The organism is Bacillus cereus group sp. BfR-BA-01453 (assembly GCF_022662915.1).
GTDB classification, from domain to species: domain Bacteria; phylum Bacillota; class Bacilli; order Bacillales; family Bacillaceae_G; genus Bacillus_A; species Bacillus_A paranthracis.
In genome coordinates, this window is record NZ_JAKUEN010000002.1 from 81,462 (window position 1) to 103,674 (window position 22,213).

Here is a 22,213-nt window from a genome sequence, read left to right on the forward strand (position 1 = left end):
AAACTTTATTATTCTTGTGAAGCATAATATGGGAAGTGAAACATTTAGAAGATTGCTTAAATAAACGAGAATAGCGCAACATAATAGTATAGAAGGGTAGGTGTGAACCGTTGTGGTAAAAGTACGCAACGGGTAGAAATGGAAAATGAATCAAGAATTTTAATTGTAGACGATGAGGATCGTATTCGTCGTTTGTTGAAAATGTATTTAGAGAGAGAACAATACACAATTGAAGAAGCAGACAATGGTGATACAGCTTTAGAAATGGCACTGCAAAATGATTATGATTTAATTTTATTAGATCTTATGATGCCTGGTAAAGATGGTATCGAAGTATGTAAAGGGGTTCGTGAGAAGAAAGCGACGCCAATTATTATGTTGACAGCAAAAGGTGAAGAAGTAAATCGGGTACAAGGGTTTGAGGTAGGAACCGATGATTATATTGTGAAACCATTTAGCCCACGTGAAGTAGTGCTTCGAGTGAAAGCGGTCTTACGCCGTTCTGTACCAACAACATTCTTTACGCAAGATACAACGACAAAAGATGTTACTGTATTCCCTCATTTAACAATTGATAATGATGCACACCGTGTTACAGCAGATGGTAATGAGGTGAACTTAACACCGAAAGAGTACGAATTACTATTATTCTTAGCGAAAGCGCCTGATAAAGTATTCGATCGTGAGCAATTGCTAAAAGAAGTATGGCAATATGAATTCTTCGGAGATTTACGTACAGTTGATACGCATGTAAAGCGTTTACGTGAGAAGTTAAGTAAAAAATCACCCGATGCTGCGAAGATGATTGTTACCGTTTGGGGCGTAGGTTACAAGTTTGAGGTTGTGAACGACTGATGCTTTGGAGAAGTGTAGTAGGGAAGTTATGGATGACCATATTACTTCTCGTTTCGTTCGTGCTTGGATTTGTTGCGATTTTACTTTCACAGTTTTTTAGAACATATTATGTTGATATGAGTGAAGCTAGGCTTCAAAAGGTTGCAACAAGTGTTTCAGAGTTAATTGAAGAAGGTGCCGATGTCAAAACGATTGAGAATATCGCGTACAAATTCTCTGACCCACTTTCAAGGATCATTATTGTAGAAGATGGTAAAGAAATATCTTCTTCACCGAAACAAGAAGGATTAGTCACTCTTACAATGGATGACTTAAAAGAAGATAAAGAATTAGCGGCTGTTTTTACAGACAAAAAAGAAATTAAGAATAACATTAGAAAAGCCTCTAATAGTAGAAAGAATAAAAATACTGAAAATGATATTATGATTGTCGGAAAACCAGTACAGTCAAAAAATGAAAGTGCAGTGTTTGTATACGAATCTTTACAAGTACCGATACAAGGTATGGAAAGAACGACTGATTTTATATTCTTATCAGCAGGGATTGCGATTATATTAACAACTTTCTTTGCATTCTTCTTATCTACTCGAATTACAGCGCCACTTCGTAAAATGCGTGAGGTTGCTTTTGAGGTGTCGCGTGGGAAGTTTGATGCAAAAGCTCCTATGGTATCCCAGGACGAGATTGGTGAGCTTGCAACAGCCTTAAATCAAATGGGGAAACAGTTGAAGTTTAATATGAATGCCCTGCAGCAAGAGAAAGAGCAGTTAGCTAGTATTTTAAGTAGTATGGCAGATGGGGTTATTACATTAAATCAAGAAGGTGAAGTCGTTGTAATCAATCCGCCGGCTGAACATTTCTTACAAGTTTGGCAAGAAGAAAAAGAGATAGAGCTCAGTAAAAAACTACCTTCTGAACTTGTTGAACTATTCCATCTCGTTGTAGAAAGCGAACAACAACAAGTGGTTGAAATTAATTTACAAAAAGGTAACTATGTAGTTCTTATGACGCCGCTTTACAATCAAACGAAAATTCGCGGGGCTGTAGCTGTATTGCGTGATATGACGGAAGAACGCCGTCTTGAGAAGATGCGTCAAGACTTTATTGCGAACGTATCACATGAACTTCGTACACCGATGGTCATGCTTCAAGGGTATAGTGAAGCGATTTTAGATGATATTGTGCAAACAAAAGAAGAAATTAATGAGTTTGTTCAAATCATTTATGATGAATCCGTTCGTTTAGGTAAACTTGTAAATGAATTGTTAGATTTAGCGCGTATGGAAAGTGGTAATGTAGAGTTACATATAGGTGAAGTTGATATTCATCCTTTCGTTGAAAAAATAGGTCGTAAATTCCAAGGAATTGCGAAGGATAAAGAAGTCGCGTTAACGGTTGATTTCAAAGATTCAATTGAGCAGTACCCGTTTGATGCAGATCGTATGGAACAAGTATTGACGAATTTAATTGATAACGCAATACGTCATACGAACGCAGGCGGACATGTAACACTTGTAATTGATACGAAAAATAATGGTCTTATTTTTGAAGTGCAAGATTCAGGCGCCGGTATTCCAGAAGAAGATATTCCATTTTTATTTGATCGTTTCTATAAAGCTGATAAAGCAAGAACACGTGGGAAAAAAGGTGGAACAGGACTCGGGCTTGCGATTGCCAAAAATATTGTGCAAGGCCATGATGGGAAAATTGCTGTTTCAAGTGTTGTTGGAGAGGGAACTACATTCTCTGTATATTTACCGAATCGTATAATTTAGATATGTGTTTTTAAAGTTGATAATGAATAAAGTTCTACTGTTTTTTATTTTTTTGTAAAATCAATTAAATAAATAATAGTAGAACTTTTTTTCTAACTTAGTCGAATGAAGAATAATGAGAGGGGTGTCGTAAAGCGATGAAATTATATACAAAAACAGGAGATAAAGGAACAACAAGTGTAATAGGTGGCAGAGTGGATAAAGATGATATCCGAGTGGAAGCATATGGCACGATAGATGAGGCGAATTCTCATATTGGATATGCGATGACGAAACTACAAGGCGGGGCTTTCGGAGATATTTACAATGAACTTGAAACGATTCAACATGAACTATTTGATTGCGGGGGAGACTTGGCGATAGTAGGCGAGAAAATTCCTTATAAAGTAAAAATTGAAATGGTCGAAAACTTAGAAGGTAGAATTGATTCGTATATAGAAGAAGCACCGCCGCTAGAGCGCTTTATTTTACCAGGTGGAAGCGAGTCGGCAGCTGCTGCTATTCATATTGCACGTACAGTTGTAAGGCGAGCGGAACGATGTATCGTATCCTTGCAAAAGGAAGGAGAAATAAATGCAGTTGTTCTAAAGTATGTAAATAGATTATCTGACTATTTATTTGCAGTAGCTAGAGTAATAAACGCTCGATTACAAGTAAAAGATGTAGAGTATAATCGCAGTGCAATCGTTTTTCGTGATAAGAAAGAGAAGGAAGTGGAGTGATTCACTTTCTTTTTTGTATAGTTTTTTCTGTAATATACCAAAATAGAGAAGGTATGGTCGTAATTAGAAAACGGAGGATGTATATGAAAGCTTTAAAATATGGCGTCATGTTATTGACAGTACTGTTTTTATCTCAATTACATGTGTACGCAGAGGGAAATCAATGGGCATGGCCTGTTGAAGGGCAGATAAGTGATTATTTTGGGACAAGGCACGGAAAACACTACGGTATAGATATAGCGGCACCGATCGGCGCGCCTGTGTCAGCTATTCAAGAAGGTAAGGTAACAAAGTCTTATTATTCAAGTAGTTATGGAAATGTTGTTTTTATTAAACATGGAGAATATGAGGCTGTGTATGCACATTTAAATAAGAGATATGTAGTTCAAGGGGATTATATTTCAAAAGGAGAAATAATTGGAGAAGTAGGAAATACAGGAGAATCCCGAGGTGCACACTTACATTTAGAAGTTCATCAAGGAAGATGGACGATGGCAAAAAAGAATGCGATGAATCCATTGCTTGTTTTACATGAACAAAGAAATGAAGCAGTTTCTTCATCGTTATACGTCGTCCAAAAAGGCGACACTCTAGTTAGCATTGCGCGGAAATTTAGAATGTCAGTTAAGGAAATTCAAGAAAAAAATGGGTTGCAACAAGAGCTGATTTATCCAAATCAACAATTATATGTAAAGTAAAAAAAAGAGCTAGTTTATAACTAGCTCTTTTTTACCAAAAAATAAAGACACATATAAATCCAGAAATAGCTAAGTAGCTATATAAGTAAAATACTTTCGCTCTTGTTTTTTCGTTTGTTCGAAATAGTACAATAGTCGGTTCAATTAAACCAATTGTCAAACAAAGTAAACCAAGAAGCATACAACCGATTGAAATAGAGTACAGGGCGATTTGTGGTCCTTGAAATGGAATCATCCATTTTAATAAAAATGCAATGAGTGCAGTATAGCAAATGCTGCCGATGTATTTATTCAATGGTGCATTAGAACGGAAACCAGGAAGCTTTTTTAAGAAAGAGCGGGAAACAACTTCAGTTTGTAAAGATGTATGCTCTTCTATTATTTTTTGAGCTTCTTTTCCTTTTTGGAAAAGGGATAATATCCAGTTTCGCTCACCTTGAAAAATAAATTGTGAAGTTGTCAAATAATGATCAACCTTTACTTTATTCCAACTCTTCCATGGATGACGCTCACATAATTTTAATTTACTTTCTGTCTTTTTATCATACTGATAAATACTGATGCCATCTTCATCGAAAGCAGCATAGTATGTCTCGCTTGAGAATGTGCCTAAATCAATTGGACAGTAGAAAAGTAATTCTTTTTTTAAGTAAAAGTATTCTTTCCTTAAGTTTTTTTTCATTGTTTCTCGAATAGAGTGTCTCTTCTCTTTCTTCATGACATTTCCTCCATAATCCAGAAAATGTTCTTATCTTAACAATTCAACATCTTATCACTTTTAATTATATATGACTAGGGGATTCATAGGAGAAATGCCGAATACTAAAAAATATGGAGTGTATTGTAAAATATAATGAATGATTTTGATTATGTAAAATTAATAACTTATTTTTAATAAGTTACGATTTTTTTGTTCACAATACGATCATGTTGTTGTATAATGAAGTAGAAAATAGAATATCGGTCTATCTTCGGGGCAGGGTGAAAATCCCGACCGGCGGTGATGAACTATATGTGATTTTGTTCTAAGCCCGCGAGCCGTTAAGGCAGGATTTGGTGTGATTCCAAAGCCGACAGTACAGTCTGGATGGGAGAAGATGGAGGTTCAAGCGTTCAAAAAAGATAGGTATTTGAACGTCTGTTTGATGTGCCTTAAATTCTCCCTTTGTGTAAAACACAAAGGGTTTTTTCGTTCTATGAAAAAGTAGGCATAGCAGAACCTTTCCACTTTCCATGAGATGATCGATGGAAAAGGAGAGAGAAAGATGAAACAAAAAAACAGTGTAGTGCAGATGGTGAGTGTAGCAATGCTAAGTAGTATTGCATATTTACTGATGATGTTGGATTTCCCGTTCCCAGGGCTGCCACCATTTTTAAAAATTGATTTTAGTGATGTGCCAGCTTTAATTGCTGCGATTATTTTCGGACCAGTTGCAGGGGTAATTGTAGAAGCGATAAAGAATATTTTACATTACGGGATTCAAGGGAGTTTAACGGGAGTACCAGTTGGAGAAATTGCTAACTTTATTGCAGGATGTTTATTTATTGGACCAGCAGCTTTCTTATTTAGGAAGTATCGTACTGTTAAGAGTTTAACGACAGGATTAATGCTAGGGACAATTACAATGGCGCTCATTATGAGTGTATTAAATTACATCATCATATTCCCAGCTTACACTTGGTTTTTAAATTCACCAGCTATGTCTAGCGAAGCGATAAAAACAACGGTTGTAACGGCAATCTTACCATTTAATTTGATTAAAGGAATTGTTGTAACAATTGTATTTGTAGCGTTATTCTCACGCCTGAAAGTATGGGTATTTGCAAAAATGAAAAATGCATAAATATAAAATAAACCCATTAGTAGTATACAACTACTAATGGGTTTTTATTAAGGAGACTGAAAATAGAAAACAAAAAATACCCCTCAAATGAATGAGGGGTATTTTTTGAAGTTAATAAAAGACTATTCGAATTTTAAAGCATCGCCGTCGAATGATTCGTCAGCAACTTTAATTGAGTCAGTTGGACAACCTTCGAATGCATCCATCATATCTTCAAGTAATACATCTGGAATTTCAACGATACCTTGGTTATCGTCTAATGTTACGAATGCAATACCTTCATCATCATAGTCATAAATGTCTGGTGCAGCAGCACCACAAGCACCACATGCAATACAAGTATCTTTATCAACGATTGTATATTTTGCCATCTTTTTTCCCTCCTGATAATATGTATGTGAAAAGCTCGCCATAAAAATTATAACCTTATTGTAAAACGGTTTTTAAAACTTTTCAACATAAAATTATAATGATAATCCTTATCAATTAGAGTGTCAACTGATTTTTGCATTATGTCATAAGATTTTCAAAATACGTAAATGTTATTTCGTTTGGTACAATATAATATATACAAGTATATATTGCCCATATGATAAGTTTAATGAGTAACGGTAGAGGGCGCAATCATATCAAAAGTAATTAAGTTAGATTGAAAGGTGGAAGCGGTAATGCAACTGCAATATACTGTATTGTATTGTTTAAAACAATTGAATGGTGAAAGAACCGTTTCTTCTATTTATTATTTATTAAAGGGAAAACGTTCTTCGCAAACGTTACAAGATGGAAATATGTTCCGAATTTCTTTTTTGTTTGGAATATATAAATCGTTAAATAGAAATGAATATGATCGTGAAGTTGCAAAGTTGTTGCAAGCAGATTTGATTCAAGAAATACATGAAAATACATATTTGTTAACACCTAAAGGTAAAAAGCAGTTACATACATGGGAGGAAGGGTATGCTTTTCCAGCCCATTTGCATGGTTTGCACTATGGTGAATTAGGTGAAACGTTTTGGAAAAGATTATCTTTAATTATTCAAACTGTATCTAATTTACAACAGAATAATACGAAGTTTATTCCTATTCAACAAGATACAGAAATAATGGTTTGGGTGAAACGCTTTTTAACAGGTATGCCGTATAGGCGTAGTGAATTGGCAAAAAGATTATGGAAAGAAATATATACTCTTTTAAGGAAATGTGATGTGGTAGAAGCGACGATTGTAACATATAGATTAACAGGATATGAACGTATCGGTTGTACATTGCAGCAATTAGCAGAAATTACGAAACGAGATGTTTTCAGGGTGTACTTTTTATTTTGGGGTACAATTCATTTCCTTATACAAGAAGTTCGCGATTATGAAAGTGAATTTCCGTTATTATCTGAGATTATCTCTTATCCAAATGAGAGAGCTGAATTATTTAGTTTATCAACGAAAAAAACATATAATTTTTGGAGGCAAGGGCGCTCATTAGAAGAAATAGCGACAATTAGAAATCTAAAGGTTGCAACGATAGAAGATCATTTTGTTGAAATTGCTTTGCGAGAAAGAGATTTTTCAATTGAAATGTTTATGGAAAAAGACAAAATAGATAAAGTAACAGAAGTAATTGATGCATTACAAACACGTAAGCTGCGTGAGTTGAAACAAGCGGTTGGAGAGGATATCTCTTATTTTGAAGTTCGTCTTGTATTGGCGCGGATGGAGGGTATAAATGAAACTTGAGGAATATTTATATAGGTGGTTTGGATATTCTGAATTTCGTCCAGGTCAAAAAGGAGTCATTACAGATTTATTGGAAGGAAAAGATGTTATAGCGATGCTTCCGACCGGAAGAGGGAAGTCTATGTGCTATCAACTTCCAGGGCTTATGCAAGAAGGGACAGTACTTGTTGTATCACCATTATTATCTTTGATGGAAGATCAGGTTACACAATTAAAATATGTTGTGAAAAACCGAGTGATAGCATTTAATAGTTTTCGGACATTACAGGAAAAAAGAGAAGCGATGAAAAGATTAGCTTCTTATAAATTTATTTTTGTTTCACCAGAGATGTTGCAGTCGGAATTGTTAATAAGAGAATTGAAGAAAGTTCATATTTCATTATTTGTTGTGGATGAAGCTCATTGTATTTCGCAATGGGGTTATGATTTTAGACCAGATTATAAAAAACTAAATGTAGTTATTGAAAATATCGGGTCTCCTACGGTGCTAGCATTAACTGCAACAGCGACGAAAGATGTACTCCGAGATATAGCAGAGAGTTTGAATTTGGAGAATGTGACGCAGCATGTGTATTCTATTGATCGTCCAAATATAGCAATGGAAGTACAATTTGTGGAGACGATAGAAGAGAAGAAAGAGGCGCTTTTGGAACAGGTGATGTATTTACAAGGGCCGGGGATTGTATATTGTTCAAGCAGAGCGTGGACAGAACGTTTAACGGAATATTTAAGAGGAAAAGGCGTTACTGGTGTCGCTTTCTATCATGGTGGTATGGAACATGAAGAGCGCATGTTAATTCAACAGCAGTTTATGAATGACCAGTTGCAGCTTGTAATATGTACAAGTGCTTTTGGTATGGGAGTAAATAAATCAAATACGAGATATATTATTCATTTCCACTATCCGACTAATATAGCTTCTTATTTACAAGAAATCGGAAGAGCTGGAAGAGATGGTGAACCTAGTATAGCTATTTTACTATGCAGTCCGTTAGATCACGATTTACCAATTTCAATCATTGAAGATGAATTGCCAAGCCAGTCACAAATACAATTTTTATTTTCTTTACTGCAGGAAAGAATGTTTCAAACGAAAGAATTACCAATAGAAGAGGTAGAAGAAATTTGTTATAATGCAGCAAGATTTAATGAACAATATTGGCGTTTCATCCGCTATCATCTTGAAAAGCTTGGAATCATACAACAGAGAAAATTAATATTAGAGAGCTTGTCAGATGAAATTATGACAAGATTAATAGCTGAAGTAGAAATCAGGCTACGTAATAAATATAGTGAGCTAGAAAACATGAAATCATGGATACAAGTGAAAGAATGTAGACGTGAATATTTGCTGCGACAGTTCGGTTACAGAAAAGAGGGCGAGTTAAAGAATTGCTGCGACTATTGTCATATTACAAAAACAGATTATAAAAAAAGACAAGCGCAACAATCGGATTTCGACTATAATTGGGAAACAGAGTTACAAAAGCTTTTCGGTCTAGAAAAGATGGGGGAATGATGAACATTCAAAGGCATAATATTGAAGATATGAGTCCGAAAGAAATAAGGCTGAATCTGTATATCACACAGTTCATTATTATCGGTATCGGTTGTTTACTAGCATATATACTATTCCGAGATATAAAATCGGTGTATAGTCTGTGGAAATGGGAACCGGTGTCTATACTTATAATAGGTGGCTTGTTAGCGATTGGTATTGTGTTATTAGATTATGTTGCAATGCGAGTATTTCCAGATTCTTGGTTTGATGATGGTGGTATTAATGATAGGATGTTTCAAGGGATGTCGGTTATGCATCTACTTGTTATTACATTCATTATCGGTTTTGCGGAAGAATTTTTATTTAGAGGTGTAGTGCAGACGCACTTTGGTATTGTAATAGCGAGTTTCGTATTTGCAGTATTACATATTCGGTATATAAAAAAGCCATTTTTGTTTTGTTTCGTCTGTTTCATTAGTTTTGTTTTTGGCTATGTATTTGAATGGACAGGAAATTTGTTTATAACAATCTTTGCACACTTTCTTGTTGATTTTATAATGGGGCTCCAATTAAGAAAATAAATGGAAGGTGGTGGTGAACAACATGAGAAGACGAATTCCTGATTTTGAAGAGGAATTAGAAGTTGAGCGAGTGGAAGAAAAAGAAGGTTTACCGCCGCGTAGTGAAATTCATAGAAATAAAGAGAAAAAACAAAAGTTTAAAATGAATCATATTTTCGTTCGAGTTTTAACATTTCTATTCATATTATTACCAATTAGTATTTTATGGTATACGGATAAATATATTCAGGTGAAAAGTGATGGTAATAACGCTGGAAAAAGTGCATTTGAGGTCATTTTCTTTGATTCAGCTAAATCTCAGTCCGAGGCATCATCTGAGAAAGTTGTCACGCATACGGTGAAAGAGGGAGAAACCTTAGAAAGTATAGCGAAGCAATATTTTTCAGATGAAACTGGGATCGAAGTGATTAAAAAGTATAATGATTTACAAAAAGATGAAGTGAATGTAGGTCAAGAATTAAAAATTCCGATAAAAGATAAGTCCACAAAGCGAGAGAGTTAGTAAAATACTTACTATAAAAACTGGGAATTATCTTTATGAGGAAGGGAGTAAAAAATATATGATATGGATTATCTTATTAAGTACTCTCGTTTGTATTGGTATTATATTTCTTCTTGTAATGTATACGGAAGCAACGCGTGATACGGTGCTAGAACATACTTTAATATTTGAAGAATTTCCGAAAAGTTTTCAAAAAGTAAATGTATTCTTTATATCAGATATTCATAGAAGGGGCATTTCGAATTCGTTAATTGAACAAGTAAAAGGAAAAGTAGATCTTGTAATTATTGGTGGTGATTTAGCGGAAAAAGGTGTCCCTTTATCGAAAATCTCTGCAAATATACAAAAGTTAAGAGCGATAGCTCCTGTATATTTTGTATGGGGAAATAATGATTATGAGATTGAATATCATGAATTGGATGCTTTATTATTAGAAAATAATGTGAAAGTTTTAGATAATACAAGAGTTGTATTTGAGTCTGAATTAGGAGAGAAAATTTGTTTGCTCGGTGTAGATGATGTTGGCTTGAAACGTGATCGTTTAGATTTAGCGTTGGCTGATTGTAAGGAAGATGGTTTTCGCATATTAATTAGCCACAACCCTGATATAATAAATAAAATATCTGGAAAAGAACAAATTTCACTTGTGTTAAGTGGACATACACATGGAGGACAGATTCGATTATTCCCATTTAAAAAATATTTAAAAGGTGGCGTATATAAGCATTCAAATATGACTCTTTTTGTTAGTAATGGGTATGGAACAACGTTGGTTCCACTTCGCTTCCGAGCACCTGCTCAAACACATATTATTACGTTATGCGGAGGGAAATGATGCCAACTCTAAACGGAAAATATAACATAAAAGCTGTTTCGAATATAATTGGAATTCAACCAAGTACGCTTCGTGCATGGGAAAGACGATATCAAATTATAGCCCCAAAGCGGAATCACGCGGGGCATCGATTATATACAGAAGAGCATATTCAAATTTTGAAATGGTTAATGGACAAGGTTTCATCCGGCATGATGATTGGACAAGCAGTTCAATTATTAGAAGGGAATCGTTTGCAGAGTAATGTTCAAAATGAAATACATTACGATAGAGAAGTTGTTTTAGTGGACGATTTACTACAAGCTTTGTTAAAATTTGATGAAATTACAACTTCTGCATTGTTAAACGAGGCTTTTAGTATTTATGCAACAGAAAAAGTTATAGCAAGTATTGTTCTTCAAGTGTCAAATAAATTGTTAGCGTTAAAAAATAACAATGAAGTTACAATGGTGCAATTCCAATATGTCGTATCATTTTTACAAACGCGTCTAGGGATGGTATATCATAATGCATCATCGTTTTCTTCTATACACAAAGTTGTCGTGTTAGAAAGTAATATGTTGAAAGGGTTTGTTTTCTCAACGTATTTACGATTAAAAGGATATGATGTGATATATATTCGGGCAAGCTTAGCGGAAGATAGTATTTCGTTAGCTGTTGAGCAAATAAGACCTAAATATGTAGTAATCTCTTTTGATGACGGACGAGAACGGAAGAACGCAATGAGCTATGTGGATTTTTTGCAAGAAAAAAATGAGAACCTTTCTGTTGGGATTATAGGAGAAATAGGTGCTCGAGATCAGTTGAACATTCAAACAAGCCTAATTGGTGATACGAAAGAAGAATGGGATAATTGGTTAAACATGTTAGAATAGTTGTTCGAAAAGAACCATCTATTTTCTATTTCATATAATAAAAATTATATTCATTGGTTGCGTAGGGAGGGTATGAGATGAGGCTGGAACGATTAAATTACAATAAGATAAAAATTTTCTTAACATTTGATGATTTATCTGAAAGAGGATTAACAAAAGAAGATTTGTGGAGAAATGCACCGAAAGTACAGCAATTATTTCGTGATATGATGCAAGAAGCAAATAAAGAATTAGGATTTGAAGCGGATGGTCCGATTGCAGTTGAAGTATTTTCTCTACAAGCGCAAGGAATGGTCGTAATTGTAACGAAAGAACATCAAGAAGCGGATACAGATGATGAGTTTCGTGACGAGTTTATTGAAATGCAAGTGACTCTAGATGAAAGCGAGCATATCCTTTATGAGTTTGCTACACTAGATGACGTAATTAACCTGTCGAATCGTTTATATAACCTTGATGTAACTGGCGGAAAATTATATACGTGGGATGGGCGTTTCTATCTTTGGATGGAAGAAGAGGAGCAAATTCAATTACTGAAGGCAGATTTTATAGCTATTTTAGCGGAATATGGTAATCCGTCTACAGCAACTATTTATCGTCTAATGGAGTATGGTAAAGAATTAATGGCTTCTCAAGCAATTGAACAAATACACAATTACTTTGTGAAAAAACAAAACCTTAGCTAATATAACCTAAGGTTTTGTTTTTTTTATTGTACTTAAATGTATCTTTTCAAAGTGCTGTACATGAATAAAATAAAAAATATTTAAATATTTAAGTATTTTACTTTTCTAAAAGTAATAAAAGGACTATAATGATAGTGAAAACGCTTGCAACAGAAAATACTTTGTATATATTTGTTAGCGTTTTCTATTGCATTCCAAATTTAACGGTGTATACTAGGCAATGAAGGTTTACTAAACAAGTGAAATTACAGGGGGTTTACTTACTATGGTAGCCGAAAAGGGAACTCAAACAAAAACACAACAACAAAGGGAACAACATTTTGAACTATTGAATTCAACACAAATTGTTATCAGTGAAGCGTTAGAAAAATTGGGTTATCCAAACGAAGTATATGAATTATTAAAAGAACCAGTTCGTATGATGACAGTGAAAATACCAGTTCGTATGGATGACGGGACTGTTAAAATATTTACAGGATATCGTGCACAACATAATGATGCTGTTGGTCCAACGAAAGGTGGAATTCGCTTCCATCCGAATGTAACAGAAAATGAAGTGAAAGCACTTTCAATTTGGATGAGTTTAAAATGTGGTATTGTCGACTTACCATATGGCGGAGGTAAAGGTGGAATTATCTGTGACCCACGTGAAATGTCATTCCGTGAGTTAGAAAGATTAAGCCGCGGTTATGTACGAGCAATTAGTCAAATCGTAGGACCGACGAAAGATATTCCAGCTCCAGATGTATTCACAAACTCTCAAATTATGGCATGGATGATGGATGAGTATAGCCGTATCGATGAATTTAACTCACCAGGATTTATTACAGGTAAGCCACTTGTATTAGGTGGATCACATGGACGTGAAACAGCAACGGCGAAAGGTGTTACAATTTGTATTCGCGAAGCTGCAAAAAAACGCGACATTGATATTAAAGGTGCACGCGTTGTTGTTCAAGGATTCGGTAATGCTGGTAGCTTCTTAGCTAAATTTATGCATGATGCAGGTGCAAAAGTTATTGCAATCTCAGATGCTTACGGCGCATTGCATGATCCAAATGGATTAGATATTGATTATTTATTAGACCGTCGTGATAGCTTCGGTACAGTAACAAAACTATTTAATAATACAATTTCAAACAAAGAATTGTTAGAACTTGATTGTGACATTTTAGTTCCAGCTGCAATTGAGAATCAAATTACAGAAGAAAATGCTAATGATATTAAAGCAAAAATTGTTGTTGAAGCTGCAAATGGTCCAACAACATTAGAAGCAACTAAAATTTTAACAGATCGCGGAATTTTACTTGTTCCAGACGTATTAGCGAGTGCTGGTGGGGTAACAGTATCTTACTTTGAGTGGGTACAAAATAACCAAGGTTACTACTGGACTGAAGAAGAAGTAGAACAACGTTTAGAAAAAGTAATGGTAAGATCATTTGATTCTATTTATGAAACAGCACAAGTTCGTAAAGTGAATATGCGCTTAGCAGCGTATATGGTCGGTGTTCGTAAAATGGCTGAAGCAAGTCGCTTCAGAGGTTGGGTATAATATTATATTGTGAGAAAACGTGATTCCTTTCGAGGGAATCACGTTTTTTTGTTGAAGTATTAGAGTGAGGTGTTGTAAATGGGAAATGAAATGATGGAACGGGTAGAACAATTAGAAGAAAAGGTTAAGAGGTTAGAGGGAGAACTCGTAAAAACGAAGCAAGACCGAAAAGCAAGTACCGCTCGGGTGTTCGGAGAAGGATTATTGTTTTTAATATTTGGTGCGGTTGTAGTAGGACCGATTATCGCTTTTATATTAGTAATTATTAATTGGTTTGTTGAAAAATAAAATAAAAACAAAAAGAACGCTTGTTCTACACGAACAAACGTGCTATACTCTCCTTAGATAAACAAAACGGAAATGATTTTAAGGAGAGATAAATGATGAAAATGACAGTAGACCAAAGATTTATGATGCCAGCAGATGTTGTAGAACGAGTGGAAGTATTAAGAAACAAACAAAGTAAGCGCGGCACATTATTACAATCAGTAAATAAATTTTTCGGTTTAGATACGAAAGAAGATTGTGTTTGGTTTTACGGTTTTTATGGAGTTGCTGTAAGTATTTTATTATTTATGGTGTTCACATCAAATATTTTCGATTTTCTCTTCGCGTAAGAAATATGCTATAAGGACATTGCTACCGAATACATATATAAAGAAGTAAGGTAATCTTCTGAAGCGGGAGTTGGTAGTAATGGCGATGTTTCCTATAGAGCGTAACTATATTGGATATGGAAGTTCACGACCGGGTATTCCTCTTTCTAAAGTAAGGTTTATTGTAAGTCATGATACGGGGAATCCTGGTAGCAATGCGATTGGGAATCGGGATTATTTTAATGAAATACAGCCGAAAGCTTCGGCACATACATTTATAGATGATAAAACGATATTGGAAATTATTCCTATAAATGAAGTTGCCTACCATGTTCGATATGGTGTGCCGACAGATAATGACTTATATGGGTATGATGCCAATAAGGCTGCCATTGGAGTAGAGCTTTGTTATGGTGGTGATGTTAACTTTTGGGAAGCATATACCCGTTTTACGTGGTATCATGCGTATTTATGTCAAAACTTCGGCTTGAATCCGAAAAAAGATATCGTATCACATAAAACACTTGACCCAGCTAGAAAGATTGATCCTGAAAATGTATTAGGGAAACAAGGTATTAAATTTCAGCAGTTTTTAGCAGATGTCTATCGGATGTACGTTTCGTTTAGATGACAAATATATGAAAAATGAATACAATAAAGATAGGTGCCTACTGCTGTAAGTAGGTTTTTTCTTGTTTTTATAAATAGTGTATTGGTAGAAGACTAGGAGTGAACCGAGTATGCAGAAAGAAACAGCTATTATAATTGGAGGCGGTCCGTGCGGATTAGCAGCAGCAATTTCGTTGCAAAAGGTAGGGATAAATCCGTTAGTAATTGAAAAAGGAAACATTGTAAATGCAATTTATAATTATCCAACTCATCAAACATTTTTCTCCTCTAGTGAAAAATTAGAAATTGGTGATGTAGCTTTTATTACAGAAAATCGTAAGCCTGTTCGAAATCAAGCGCTTGCGTATTATCGTGAAGTAGTAAAGCGTAAATCTGTACGTGTAAATGCTTTTGAACGAGTGGAGAACGTTCAAAAAGATGGAGAAGCTTTTCAGGTTGAGACGACAAAGCGTGACGGAAGTAAAGAAATATATATAGCAAAATATATTGTAGTAGCAACTGGATATTATGACAATCCAAATTATATGAATGTTCCTGGTGAGGAATTGAAGAAGGTAGCTCACTATTTTAAAGAAGGACATCCTTATTTTGATCGAGATGTAGTCGTTATAGGTGGGAAAAACTCGAGTGTAGATGCCGCTTTAGAGCTTGTGAAAGCTGGTGCGCGTGTAACGGTTTTATATCGCGGAAGTGAGTATTCACCAAGTATAAAGCCGTGGATTTTGCCAGAGTTTGAGGCGTTAGTCCGAAATGGTACAATTGATATGCATTTCGGGGCTCATGTGAAAGAAATTACTGAACATACATTAACGTATACAGTTGATGGCGAAGCATATACAATCCAAAATGATTTTGTATTTGCGATGACTGGTTACCATCCTGATCATAGTTTCTTAACAAAGATGGGTGTTCGGATTGATGAAGAGACAGGACGTCCAATTTATGCAGAGGATACGATGGAAACGAACGCTGAAAATATTTTCATTGCAGGTGTAATTGCTGCTGGAAATAATGCAAATGAAATATTTATTGAGAACGGTCGATTTCATGGGGATGCGATTGCGCAAACCATTGCAACAAGAGAAATATAAAAAGAAGCTGTCGGAATAAACTTCGACAGCTTCTTTTTTAATCGTGCATAAACATGTTTTGGATTGCTTCATGAGAAGTTGTATTCTCTAATGCAACTAATAATTTAATACGTGCTTTTTGAGCGTTTAAACCGTATGTGAATACAATACCCATATCTTTTAATTGTTTGCCGCCACCTTCATATGAATATACATCTTGAACGATCCCGTTGAAACAGCGAGAAACTAATACGACAGGAATTCCTTTATTTATTAGCCGTTCTAGACTAGGAAGTGTTCTTGGAGGTAAATTACCTTGTCCAAGCGCTTCAATAACAATCCCGTCTACCGGAAGATTTTCAATTGCTGCTAACAATGTATCGTCCATACCAGCGTACGCTTTTAGAACGACTACATTTTTAGAAACCTTATTTACTGAATATGTTTCGTGATGTACTAAAGCATGGTGGAATACAACACCACGTTTTGTTACCATACCGATTGGTCCATACTGTGGACTTTGGAATGTTGCTACATTACTTGTATGTGTTTTCGTTACGTTTGTAGCGCAATGAATTTCGTCGTTTAATACGACTAAAACGCCTTTTTCGGCAGCTTCACTACTGCTAGCGACTTTTACAGCTGATAAGAAGTTATATAGACCATCAGCACCTAATTCATTGCTAGAGCGCATTGCGCCTGTTACAACAATCGGAATAGTTGCTTGTACTGTTAAATCTAAGAAGTAGGCCGTTTCTTCTAATGTATCCGTACCATGCGTAATGACTACGCCATGAATGTTGTCTTGTTTTACTCTTTCATCAATGATGACTTGTAATTGTAACATTTCGCTCGGTGTCATATGAGGAGATGGTAGATGAAACACATCTTCAACGATTAAATCAACATCGTCTTCTAAATCAGGAATGAATTTTAAAAGAGGATTTTTTTCACCTGGTTGTACGACCCCAGTTTCTTTATCTTCCTCCATTGCAATTGTTCCACCTGTGTGTAAAACTAGGATTCTTTTCAATGCTTATACCCCTTTCAAGTAAAAAAATACATTTAGAACATAACATGTTTTGAGTAAATTCGACAATGGAAATGTATAAAAGTATGCCTCGAAAATGACAATAAAATGAAATGCTATATGTACGATGTATAAAATTACGAAACGAAATGTGCAAATACAGTATAGGAGGGAGCCATTACGTTGAAAAAGATGGAGAGAATGCTTATTCGTATATTAATAATACAATTCATTTGTCTTTCTGTTGTGCAATTGTTATTTATACATAAGTCATCAGTGAAATATTTATCTAAAATTGTTTATTATGAAGGTGTCATGGTAAAAAACAGAGCAGAAATCTTACGGGTGAATAGGTAGTTTTCATTTTCTTCTATGAAGGATTATGCTACAATAATTGAGGATTTAATGACGTGAAGCAAATGAGAAGAAGCAGGAGAATACCTGCTTTTCGTTTTGTTTTATAAGTGAAAAAATGAGGTGTTACAATGGATAAACGAATTTCAATTGCTATAGATGGTCCAGCAGCAGCTGGAAAAAGTACAGTTGCGAAAGTTGTGGCGAAGAAGCTTTCTTACGTTTATATTGATACAGGCGCAATGTATCGTACAATTACATATGCAGCCCTTGAGCAAAAAGTGGACATTGAAAATGAAGAGCAGTTAATGGAAGTTGTAAAAAATGTGAAAATTGAGTTTCAGCAAGGAGAAAATACACAACTTGTATTTTTAAATGGACAAGATGTTTCGGAAGTCATTCGTACACCTGAGGTGACGAATCGAGTATCGATTGTGGCAAAACATCGCCTTGTTCGTGAAGAAATGGTACGTCGTCAACAAGAGTTAGCAGAAAAAGGCGGCGTTGTAATGGATGGCCGTGATATTGGTACACATGTGTTACCAGATGCTGAAGTGAAGATCTTTATGCTTGCTTCTGTTGAAGAAAGAGCAGAGAGAAGACATTTAGAAAATATGAATAAAGGCTTCGATTCTAATTTAGAGCAGTTAAAAGAAGAAATTGCTCAGCGTGATAAATTAGATTCAGAACGTGAAGTTTCTCCTCTAAAAAAAGCTGATGATGCATTGGAATTAGATACAACTTCTTTATCAATTGAAGAAGTTGTCCAAAAGATTATGAGTATTGTTTCAGGAGTGTTTGCGAAATAAAGAAAGGGCATAGCCCCTTTCTTTTTTTATTTGTGAAATGTAAAGGATACGTGAATTGTGAGTCTCTTTCCTTGACAAATAATCAGATTTGTAAGAAGTTAATAAAAGAGGGATAAAACTTTCAGAATATATTCGCTATTATATTTCAAAACATACTTTCTTCAAGATGATTTTGCTGTATACTATTTATATAGGTTTAATATATTTTCTAGTGAAATGTATGAAGCTTACGTATGTGATGATAAATTCTTAAACATGCAAATGAAAACAATTGTTTTCATTTCGTATATACATAAAAAATGCTTTGTCAATTCTGTAGGGAGGTATTTCCATGGTAGAGAAAATGAATGAAGAAGTTATGGATTCAAAAGAATTACAAGTTGGTGACGTTGTTACAGGTTCTGTAACGAAAGTTGAAGAGAAACAAGTGCTTGTAAATGTTGGATACAAAACAGATGGCGTAATTCCAATTAGTGAATTAGCTAACGTTCATATTGAAAAAGCAAGCGATGTTGTAGAATTAGATCAAACACTAGAATTAAAGGTTATTAAGTTAGAAGAGGATGATCTTGTATTATCTAAACGTGCTGTTGATGCAGAAAAAGCATGGGTAGAATTACAAGAGAAATTTACTTCTGGTCACGTATTTGATGTTACCGTAAAAGATATCGTGAATGGTGGATTAGTTGTGGACCTTGGTGTTCGTGGCTTTATACCAGCTTCACTTGTAGAAGTACATTATGTAGAAGATTTTACTGACTATAAAGGCAAAACATTAGCCGTGAAAATTGTTGAATTGGACCGTGAAAAAAATCGTGTGATCCTTTCGCATAAAGCGGTAGTAGAATTAGAACTAGATTCTAAGAAGAAAGAAGCAATTTCTTCATTAAAAGAAGGCGACGTTGTTGAAGGGACAGTACAACGACTAACGGATTTTGGTGCTTTCGTTAATGTTGGCGGTGTGGACGGTTTAGTTCATATTTCACAAATTTCACACGAACGTGTAGAGCAACCTTCTGAAGTATTAGAGCAAGGTCAAAAGGTAAAGGTGAAGGTGTTATCTGTGGATGCTGATACACAACGTATTTCTTTATCAATTAAAGCAGCTCAACCAGGACCTTGGGAAAATATTGCTGGTGAAGTAAAAGCTGGTGATATTCGTGAGGGAATAGTAAAACGTCTTGTTACATTTGGTGCATTCGTTGAAATTTTACCTGGCGTCGAAGGTCTTGTGCATGTATCTCAAATTGCAAATCGTCACGTGAAAAATCCAAATGAAGTATTGGAAATGGGACAAGAAGTAAAAGTGAAAGTACTTGAAGTTCATGTAGCAGAGAAACGTATTTCTTTAAGTATAAAAGAAGCGCTTGAGGAAAATAATGTAACTGAAGATTATAGTCAGTATGAACCGAATGCTGATTCTGCTACTTTCCAATTAAGTGACATTATTGGTGAACAACTGAAAAAATTAAAGAAATAAAGAGGGGTACAAGTGGTAAGGGCAAAACGTAAATTAGATCATATTGAATACGCTCTTTCTACTGGTCAGTCTCGTACGCATGGCTTTCATGATATTGATTTTGTGCATCAAAGCTTGCCAAATTCAAATTATGACACAATAACATGTGAAACAAAAATCGGCGAACTTTCACTAAGTTCGCCGATTTTTATCAATGCGATGACTGGTGGTGGAGGAGAGAAAACGTTACATATTAATGAGCAATTAGCATATGTAGCGAAACATCATAATCTTGCTATGGCTGTAGGATCGCAAATGGCTGCGTTAAAAGATGAAAGTGAGGCTGCTTCTTATAAGATAATTAGAAAGGTAAATCCACATGGGGTTTTCTTTGCTAATTTAGGTAGTGAGGCAACTACTGAGCAGGCAGAGCGTGCCGTTGATATGATTGAAGCGAACGCATTACAAATTCATTTAAATGTCATACAAGAGTTAACGATGCCAGAAGGAGACCGTGACTTTACTGGTGTGCTTCAGCGTGTTGAGAAAATTGTTTTAAATAGTAAAGTTCCTGTCATTGTGAAAGAAGTTGGATTTGGAATGAGTAAGGAAACAATGCAACAGTTAGCGAGCATAGGTGTAACGGCAATTGATATTGGCGGACAAGGTGGTACGAATTTTGCTGCTGTTGAAAATGAAAGAAGACAGCGAATGCTTTCTTATTTTAATAACTGGGGCATACAAACAGCAACCTCGATTATTGAAGCAACCTCTACAAATAATAACCTCTCTTTTATTGCATCTGGGGGTATACAAACAGCGCTTGACGTAGCGAAAGCAATCGCATTAGGGGCGAATACAACTGCTTTTGCTGGATACTTTTTACGCATTTTAATGCAAGATGGCATCGAGAAGTTAGTGGATGAAATTGATCTTCTACATACAGATTTGAAATTTATTATGACAGCTCTCGGTGCGAAGACGATAGAAGAGTTACAATCTGTACCTCTTGTTGTAAAGGGCGAAACGTATCATTGGTTAACGCAGCGTGGTATTGATACGACGCATTATAGTAGGAGATAAAAAATCAACCGAAGGAATCAACCGTTCGGTTGATTTTTTTTATGCTTTCTTTTCGTAAACTGACATAGAGAGGAGAGGATTAAATGAAAAATATAGTTGAAGTAAATGAAATGACGAAATATTATGGGGGATTTAAAGCCTTATCTAATATTTCATTTTCCGTTAAGGAGGGAGAGGTCTTATGTATTCTCGGTCCAAATGGTGCAGGGAAAAGTACGTTGATTCATATATTATCAACAATATTGAAACCGGATAATGGAGATTTTTTATTTGAAGGAAAGAGTAGTAAGAAATATGGTCGTTATATAAAAAGCAATATTGGGATTGTTCCACAAGATATAGCTATATATGAAGATATATCTGCTGAAAAAAATGTAACATTTTTTGCATCTTTATATGGATTAAAAGGGCTGGAGCTTCAACGGGCTGTAACAGATGCTTTACAATTTGTTGCTCTACTAGATAAAAAAAACGAGAAACCGAAAACTTTCTCTGGAGGTATGAAACGAAGATTAAATATAGCGTGTGCGATTGCTCATAAGCCGAAAGTAATTATTATGGATGAACCAACTGTTGGGATTGATCCGCAATCGCGTAATCACATTTTACAATCAATTAAGCAATTAAGTGAGCGAGGCAATACGGTTTTGTATACGACTCATTACATGGAAGAAGTAGAGGAAATTGCTACAGAAATTATCATTATTGATCATGGTGTAATTATCGCGAAAGGATCGAAAGAAGAAATAAAACGGAGTATTGAAAATGATATGCGTTATACCATTATATGTGATGGAATGATACAAGGAATTGAAGAACGGTTATTTGTTATAGAAGGAGTAACAAGTGTAGAGGTAAAAGAGAATGTTTTGCAAATCAAGGTAATAAAAGGGATAGAAAATTTAGATAAATTGATAAGTTTTTTAATGAATAAAGGAATTAAAATCAAAAATATAACAAGTGAGGTAGCCAGCTTAGAAACGGTATTTTTACAATTAACAGGAAGAAATTTAAGAGATTGAAGGT

Annotated in this window: 25 protein-coding genes and 1 riboswitch; of the genes, 22 read left to right on the forward strand and 3 right to left on the reverse strand. The window is 35.0% G+C overall.

The genetic code is table 11. The features are described 5' to 3' along the window. The first annotated feature begins 138 nt into the window (after positions 1–138). The 4 genes from resD (at position 139) to MR070_RS05165 (ending at position 4,050) form a co-directional block, all read left to right on the forward strand. Entirely contained in the window at positions 139–855 is a 717-nt protein-coding gene (resD, locus tag MR070_RS05150) for a DNA-binding response regulator ResD (RefSeq protein WP_000426862.1), read from the forward strand. Continuing rightward, positions 855–2,630, forward strand: a complete 1,776-nt coding sequence (resE, locus tag MR070_RS05155) for a sensor histidine kinase ResE (RefSeq protein ID WP_000964668.1) — start codon at positions 855–857, stop codon at positions 2,628–2,630. The genes resD and resE overlap by 1 nt, the downstream gene beginning before the upstream one ends. A gap of 137 nt (positions 2,631–2,767) precedes the next feature. Beyond that, entirely contained in the window at positions 2,768–3,352 is a 585-nt protein-coding gene (locus MR070_RS05160; RefSeq protein WP_242260704.1) for a cob(I)yrinic acid a,c-diamide adenosyltransferase, read from the forward strand. Positions 3,353–3,435: 83 nt separating this feature from the next. Then, a complete protein-coding gene (locus tag MR070_RS05165; RefSeq protein WP_000645699.1) occupies positions 3,436–4,050 on the forward strand; it encodes a peptidoglycan DD-metalloendopeptidase family protein in 615 nt (204 codons plus the stop codon). 31 nt (positions 4,051–4,081) lie between these two features. On the opposite strand, the gene MR070_RS05170 is transcribed toward MR070_RS05165, so the two are convergent. Beyond that, on the reverse strand, positions 4,082–4,768 hold the full coding sequence (locus MR070_RS05170; RefSeq protein WP_000711807.1) for a hypothetical protein: 687 nt from the start codon (positions 4,766–4,768) through the stop codon (positions 4,082–4,084). 245 nt (positions 4,769–5,013) lie between these two features. Further along, positions 5,014–5,153: riboswitch (FMN riboswitch) on the forward strand. Positions 5,154–5,315: 162 nt separating this feature from the next. Here MR070_RS05170 and MR070_RS05175 point away from each other — a divergent pair. Next, on the forward strand, positions 5,316–5,894 hold the full coding sequence (locus tag MR070_RS05175) for an ECF transporter S component (protein ID WP_000810855.1): 579 nt from the start codon (positions 5,316–5,318) through the stop codon (positions 5,892–5,894). A gap of 122 nt (positions 5,895–6,016) precedes the next feature. On the opposite strand, the gene MR070_RS05180 is transcribed toward MR070_RS05175, so the two are convergent. Further along, a complete protein-coding gene (locus MR070_RS05180; protein WP_001151996.1) occupies positions 6,017–6,265 on the reverse strand; it encodes a ferredoxin in 249 nt (82 codons plus the stop codon). Positions 6,266–6,562: 297 nt separating this feature from the next. Here MR070_RS05180 and MR070_RS05185 point away from each other — a divergent pair, with 297 nt between their 5' ends. The 12 genes from MR070_RS05185 (at position 6,563) to MR070_RS05240 (ending at position 16,473) form a co-directional block, all read left to right on the forward strand. Continuing rightward, positions 6,563–7,624, forward strand: a complete 1,062-nt coding sequence (locus MR070_RS05185) for a YpbB family protein (RefSeq protein ID WP_001177001.1) — start codon at positions 6,563–6,565, stop codon at positions 7,622–7,624. Then, positions 7,614–9,143, forward strand: a complete 1,530-nt coding sequence (locus MR070_RS05190) for a RecQ family ATP-dependent DNA helicase (RefSeq protein WP_000762993.1) — start codon at positions 7,614–7,616, stop codon at positions 9,141–9,143. The genes MR070_RS05185 and MR070_RS05190 overlap by 11 nt, the downstream gene beginning before the upstream one ends. Further along, complete coding sequence (locus MR070_RS05195) at positions 9,143–9,706, forward strand: CPBP family intramembrane glutamic endopeptidase (RefSeq protein ID WP_001025762.1); 564 nt, start codon at positions 9,143–9,145, stop codon at positions 9,704–9,706. Before MR070_RS05190 ends, MR070_RS05195 begins: the two co-directional genes overlap by 1 nt. A 22-nt stretch (positions 9,707–9,728) precedes the next feature. Further along, positions 9,729–10,208: a LysM peptidoglycan-binding domain-containing protein gene (locus MR070_RS05200; RefSeq protein ID WP_001254344.1), complete on the forward strand. Its 480-nt coding sequence runs from the start codon at positions 9,729–9,731 to the stop codon at positions 10,206–10,208. A gap of 58 nt (positions 10,209–10,266) precedes the next feature. Next, on the forward strand, positions 10,267–11,043 hold the full coding sequence (locus tag MR070_RS05205) for a metallophosphoesterase (RefSeq protein ID WP_000637811.1): 777 nt from the start codon (positions 10,267–10,269) through the stop codon (positions 11,041–11,043). After that, positions 11,043–11,918, forward strand: coding sequence for a MerR family transcriptional regulator (locus tag MR070_RS05210; RefSeq protein ID WP_001142646.1), 876 nt, complete (start codon positions 11,043–11,045; stop codon positions 11,916–11,918). Before MR070_RS05205 ends, MR070_RS05210 begins: the two co-directional genes overlap by 1 nt. Before the next feature lie 77 nt (positions 11,919–11,995). Further along, complete coding sequence (locus MR070_RS05215; protein WP_001235392.1) at positions 11,996–12,604, forward strand: genetic competence negative regulator; 609 nt, start codon at positions 11,996–11,998, stop codon at positions 12,602–12,604. 265 nt (positions 12,605–12,869) lie between these two features. Then, the gene (gene gudB / locus MR070_RS05220) at positions 12,870–14,156 is read left to right on the forward strand and encodes an NAD-specific glutamate dehydrogenase (RefSeq protein ID WP_000225176.1); all 1,287 of its coding nucleotides are present in this window, start codon (positions 12,870–12,872) and stop codon (positions 14,154–14,156) included. A gap of 78 nt (positions 14,157–14,234) precedes the next feature. Next, positions 14,235–14,444, forward strand: coding sequence for a hypothetical protein (locus tag MR070_RS05225; protein WP_000526183.1), 210 nt, complete (start codon positions 14,235–14,237; stop codon positions 14,442–14,444). Between the two features lie 92 nt (positions 14,445–14,536). Then, positions 14,537–14,773 carry a DUF3961 domain-containing protein gene (locus MR070_RS05230; RefSeq protein WP_001983018.1) on the forward strand — a complete coding sequence of 79 codons (237 nt, stop codon included), beginning with the start codon at positions 14,537–14,539 and terminating at the stop codon, positions 14,771–14,773. Between the two features lie 79 nt (positions 14,774–14,852). Next, positions 14,853–15,383: a peptidoglycan recognition protein family protein gene (locus MR070_RS05235; RefSeq protein WP_001240643.1), complete on the forward strand. Its 531-nt coding sequence runs from the start codon at positions 14,853–14,855 to the stop codon at positions 15,381–15,383. Positions 15,384–15,492: 109 nt separating this feature from the next. Continuing rightward, entirely contained in the window at positions 15,493–16,473 is a 981-nt protein-coding gene (locus MR070_RS05240; RefSeq protein ID WP_138322254.1) for a YpdA family putative bacillithiol disulfide reductase, read from the forward strand. A gap of 37 nt (positions 16,474–16,510) precedes the next feature. Here MR070_RS05240 and ansA read toward each other — a convergent pair whose 3' ends face one another. Beyond that, positions 16,511–17,485 (reverse strand): asparaginase, encoded by a 975-nt coding sequence (gene ansA / locus MR070_RS05245; RefSeq protein WP_000822000.1) that lies wholly within the window; start codon positions 17,483–17,485, stop codon positions 16,511–16,513. A gap of 180 nt (positions 17,486–17,665) precedes the next feature. Between ansA and MR070_RS05250 the strand changes: the two genes are divergently transcribed. The 5 genes from MR070_RS05250 to MR070_RS05270 all read left to right on the forward strand — a co-directional run bounded on the left by MR070_RS05250 (position 17,666) and on the right by MR070_RS05270 (position 22,209). Next, positions 17,666–17,839, forward strand: coding sequence for a YpfB family protein (locus tag MR070_RS05250; protein ID WP_000738062.1), 174 nt, complete (start codon positions 17,666–17,668; stop codon positions 17,837–17,839). Positions 17,840–17,967: 128 nt separating this feature from the next. Then, a complete protein-coding gene (cmk, locus tag MR070_RS05255; RefSeq protein ID WP_000361265.1) occupies positions 17,968–18,645 on the forward strand; it encodes a (d)CMP kinase in 678 nt (225 codons plus the stop codon). 331 nt (positions 18,646–18,976) lie between these two features. Then, positions 18,977–20,125 (forward strand): 30S ribosomal protein S1, encoded by a 1,149-nt coding sequence (gene rpsA / locus MR070_RS05260; protein WP_000229565.1) that lies wholly within the window; start codon positions 18,977–18,979, stop codon positions 20,123–20,125. 12 nt (positions 20,126–20,137) lie between these two features. Beyond that, entirely contained in the window at positions 20,138–21,187 is a 1,050-nt protein-coding gene (locus tag MR070_RS05265; RefSeq protein WP_000251030.1) for a type 2 isopentenyl-diphosphate Delta-isomerase, read from the forward strand. An 83-nt stretch (positions 21,188–21,270) separates the two neighbouring features. After that, entirely contained in the window at positions 21,271–22,209 is a 939-nt protein-coding gene (locus MR070_RS05270; RefSeq protein WP_138322251.1) for an ABC transporter ATP-binding protein, read from the forward strand. Positions 22,210–22,213 lie beyond the last annotated feature (4 nt).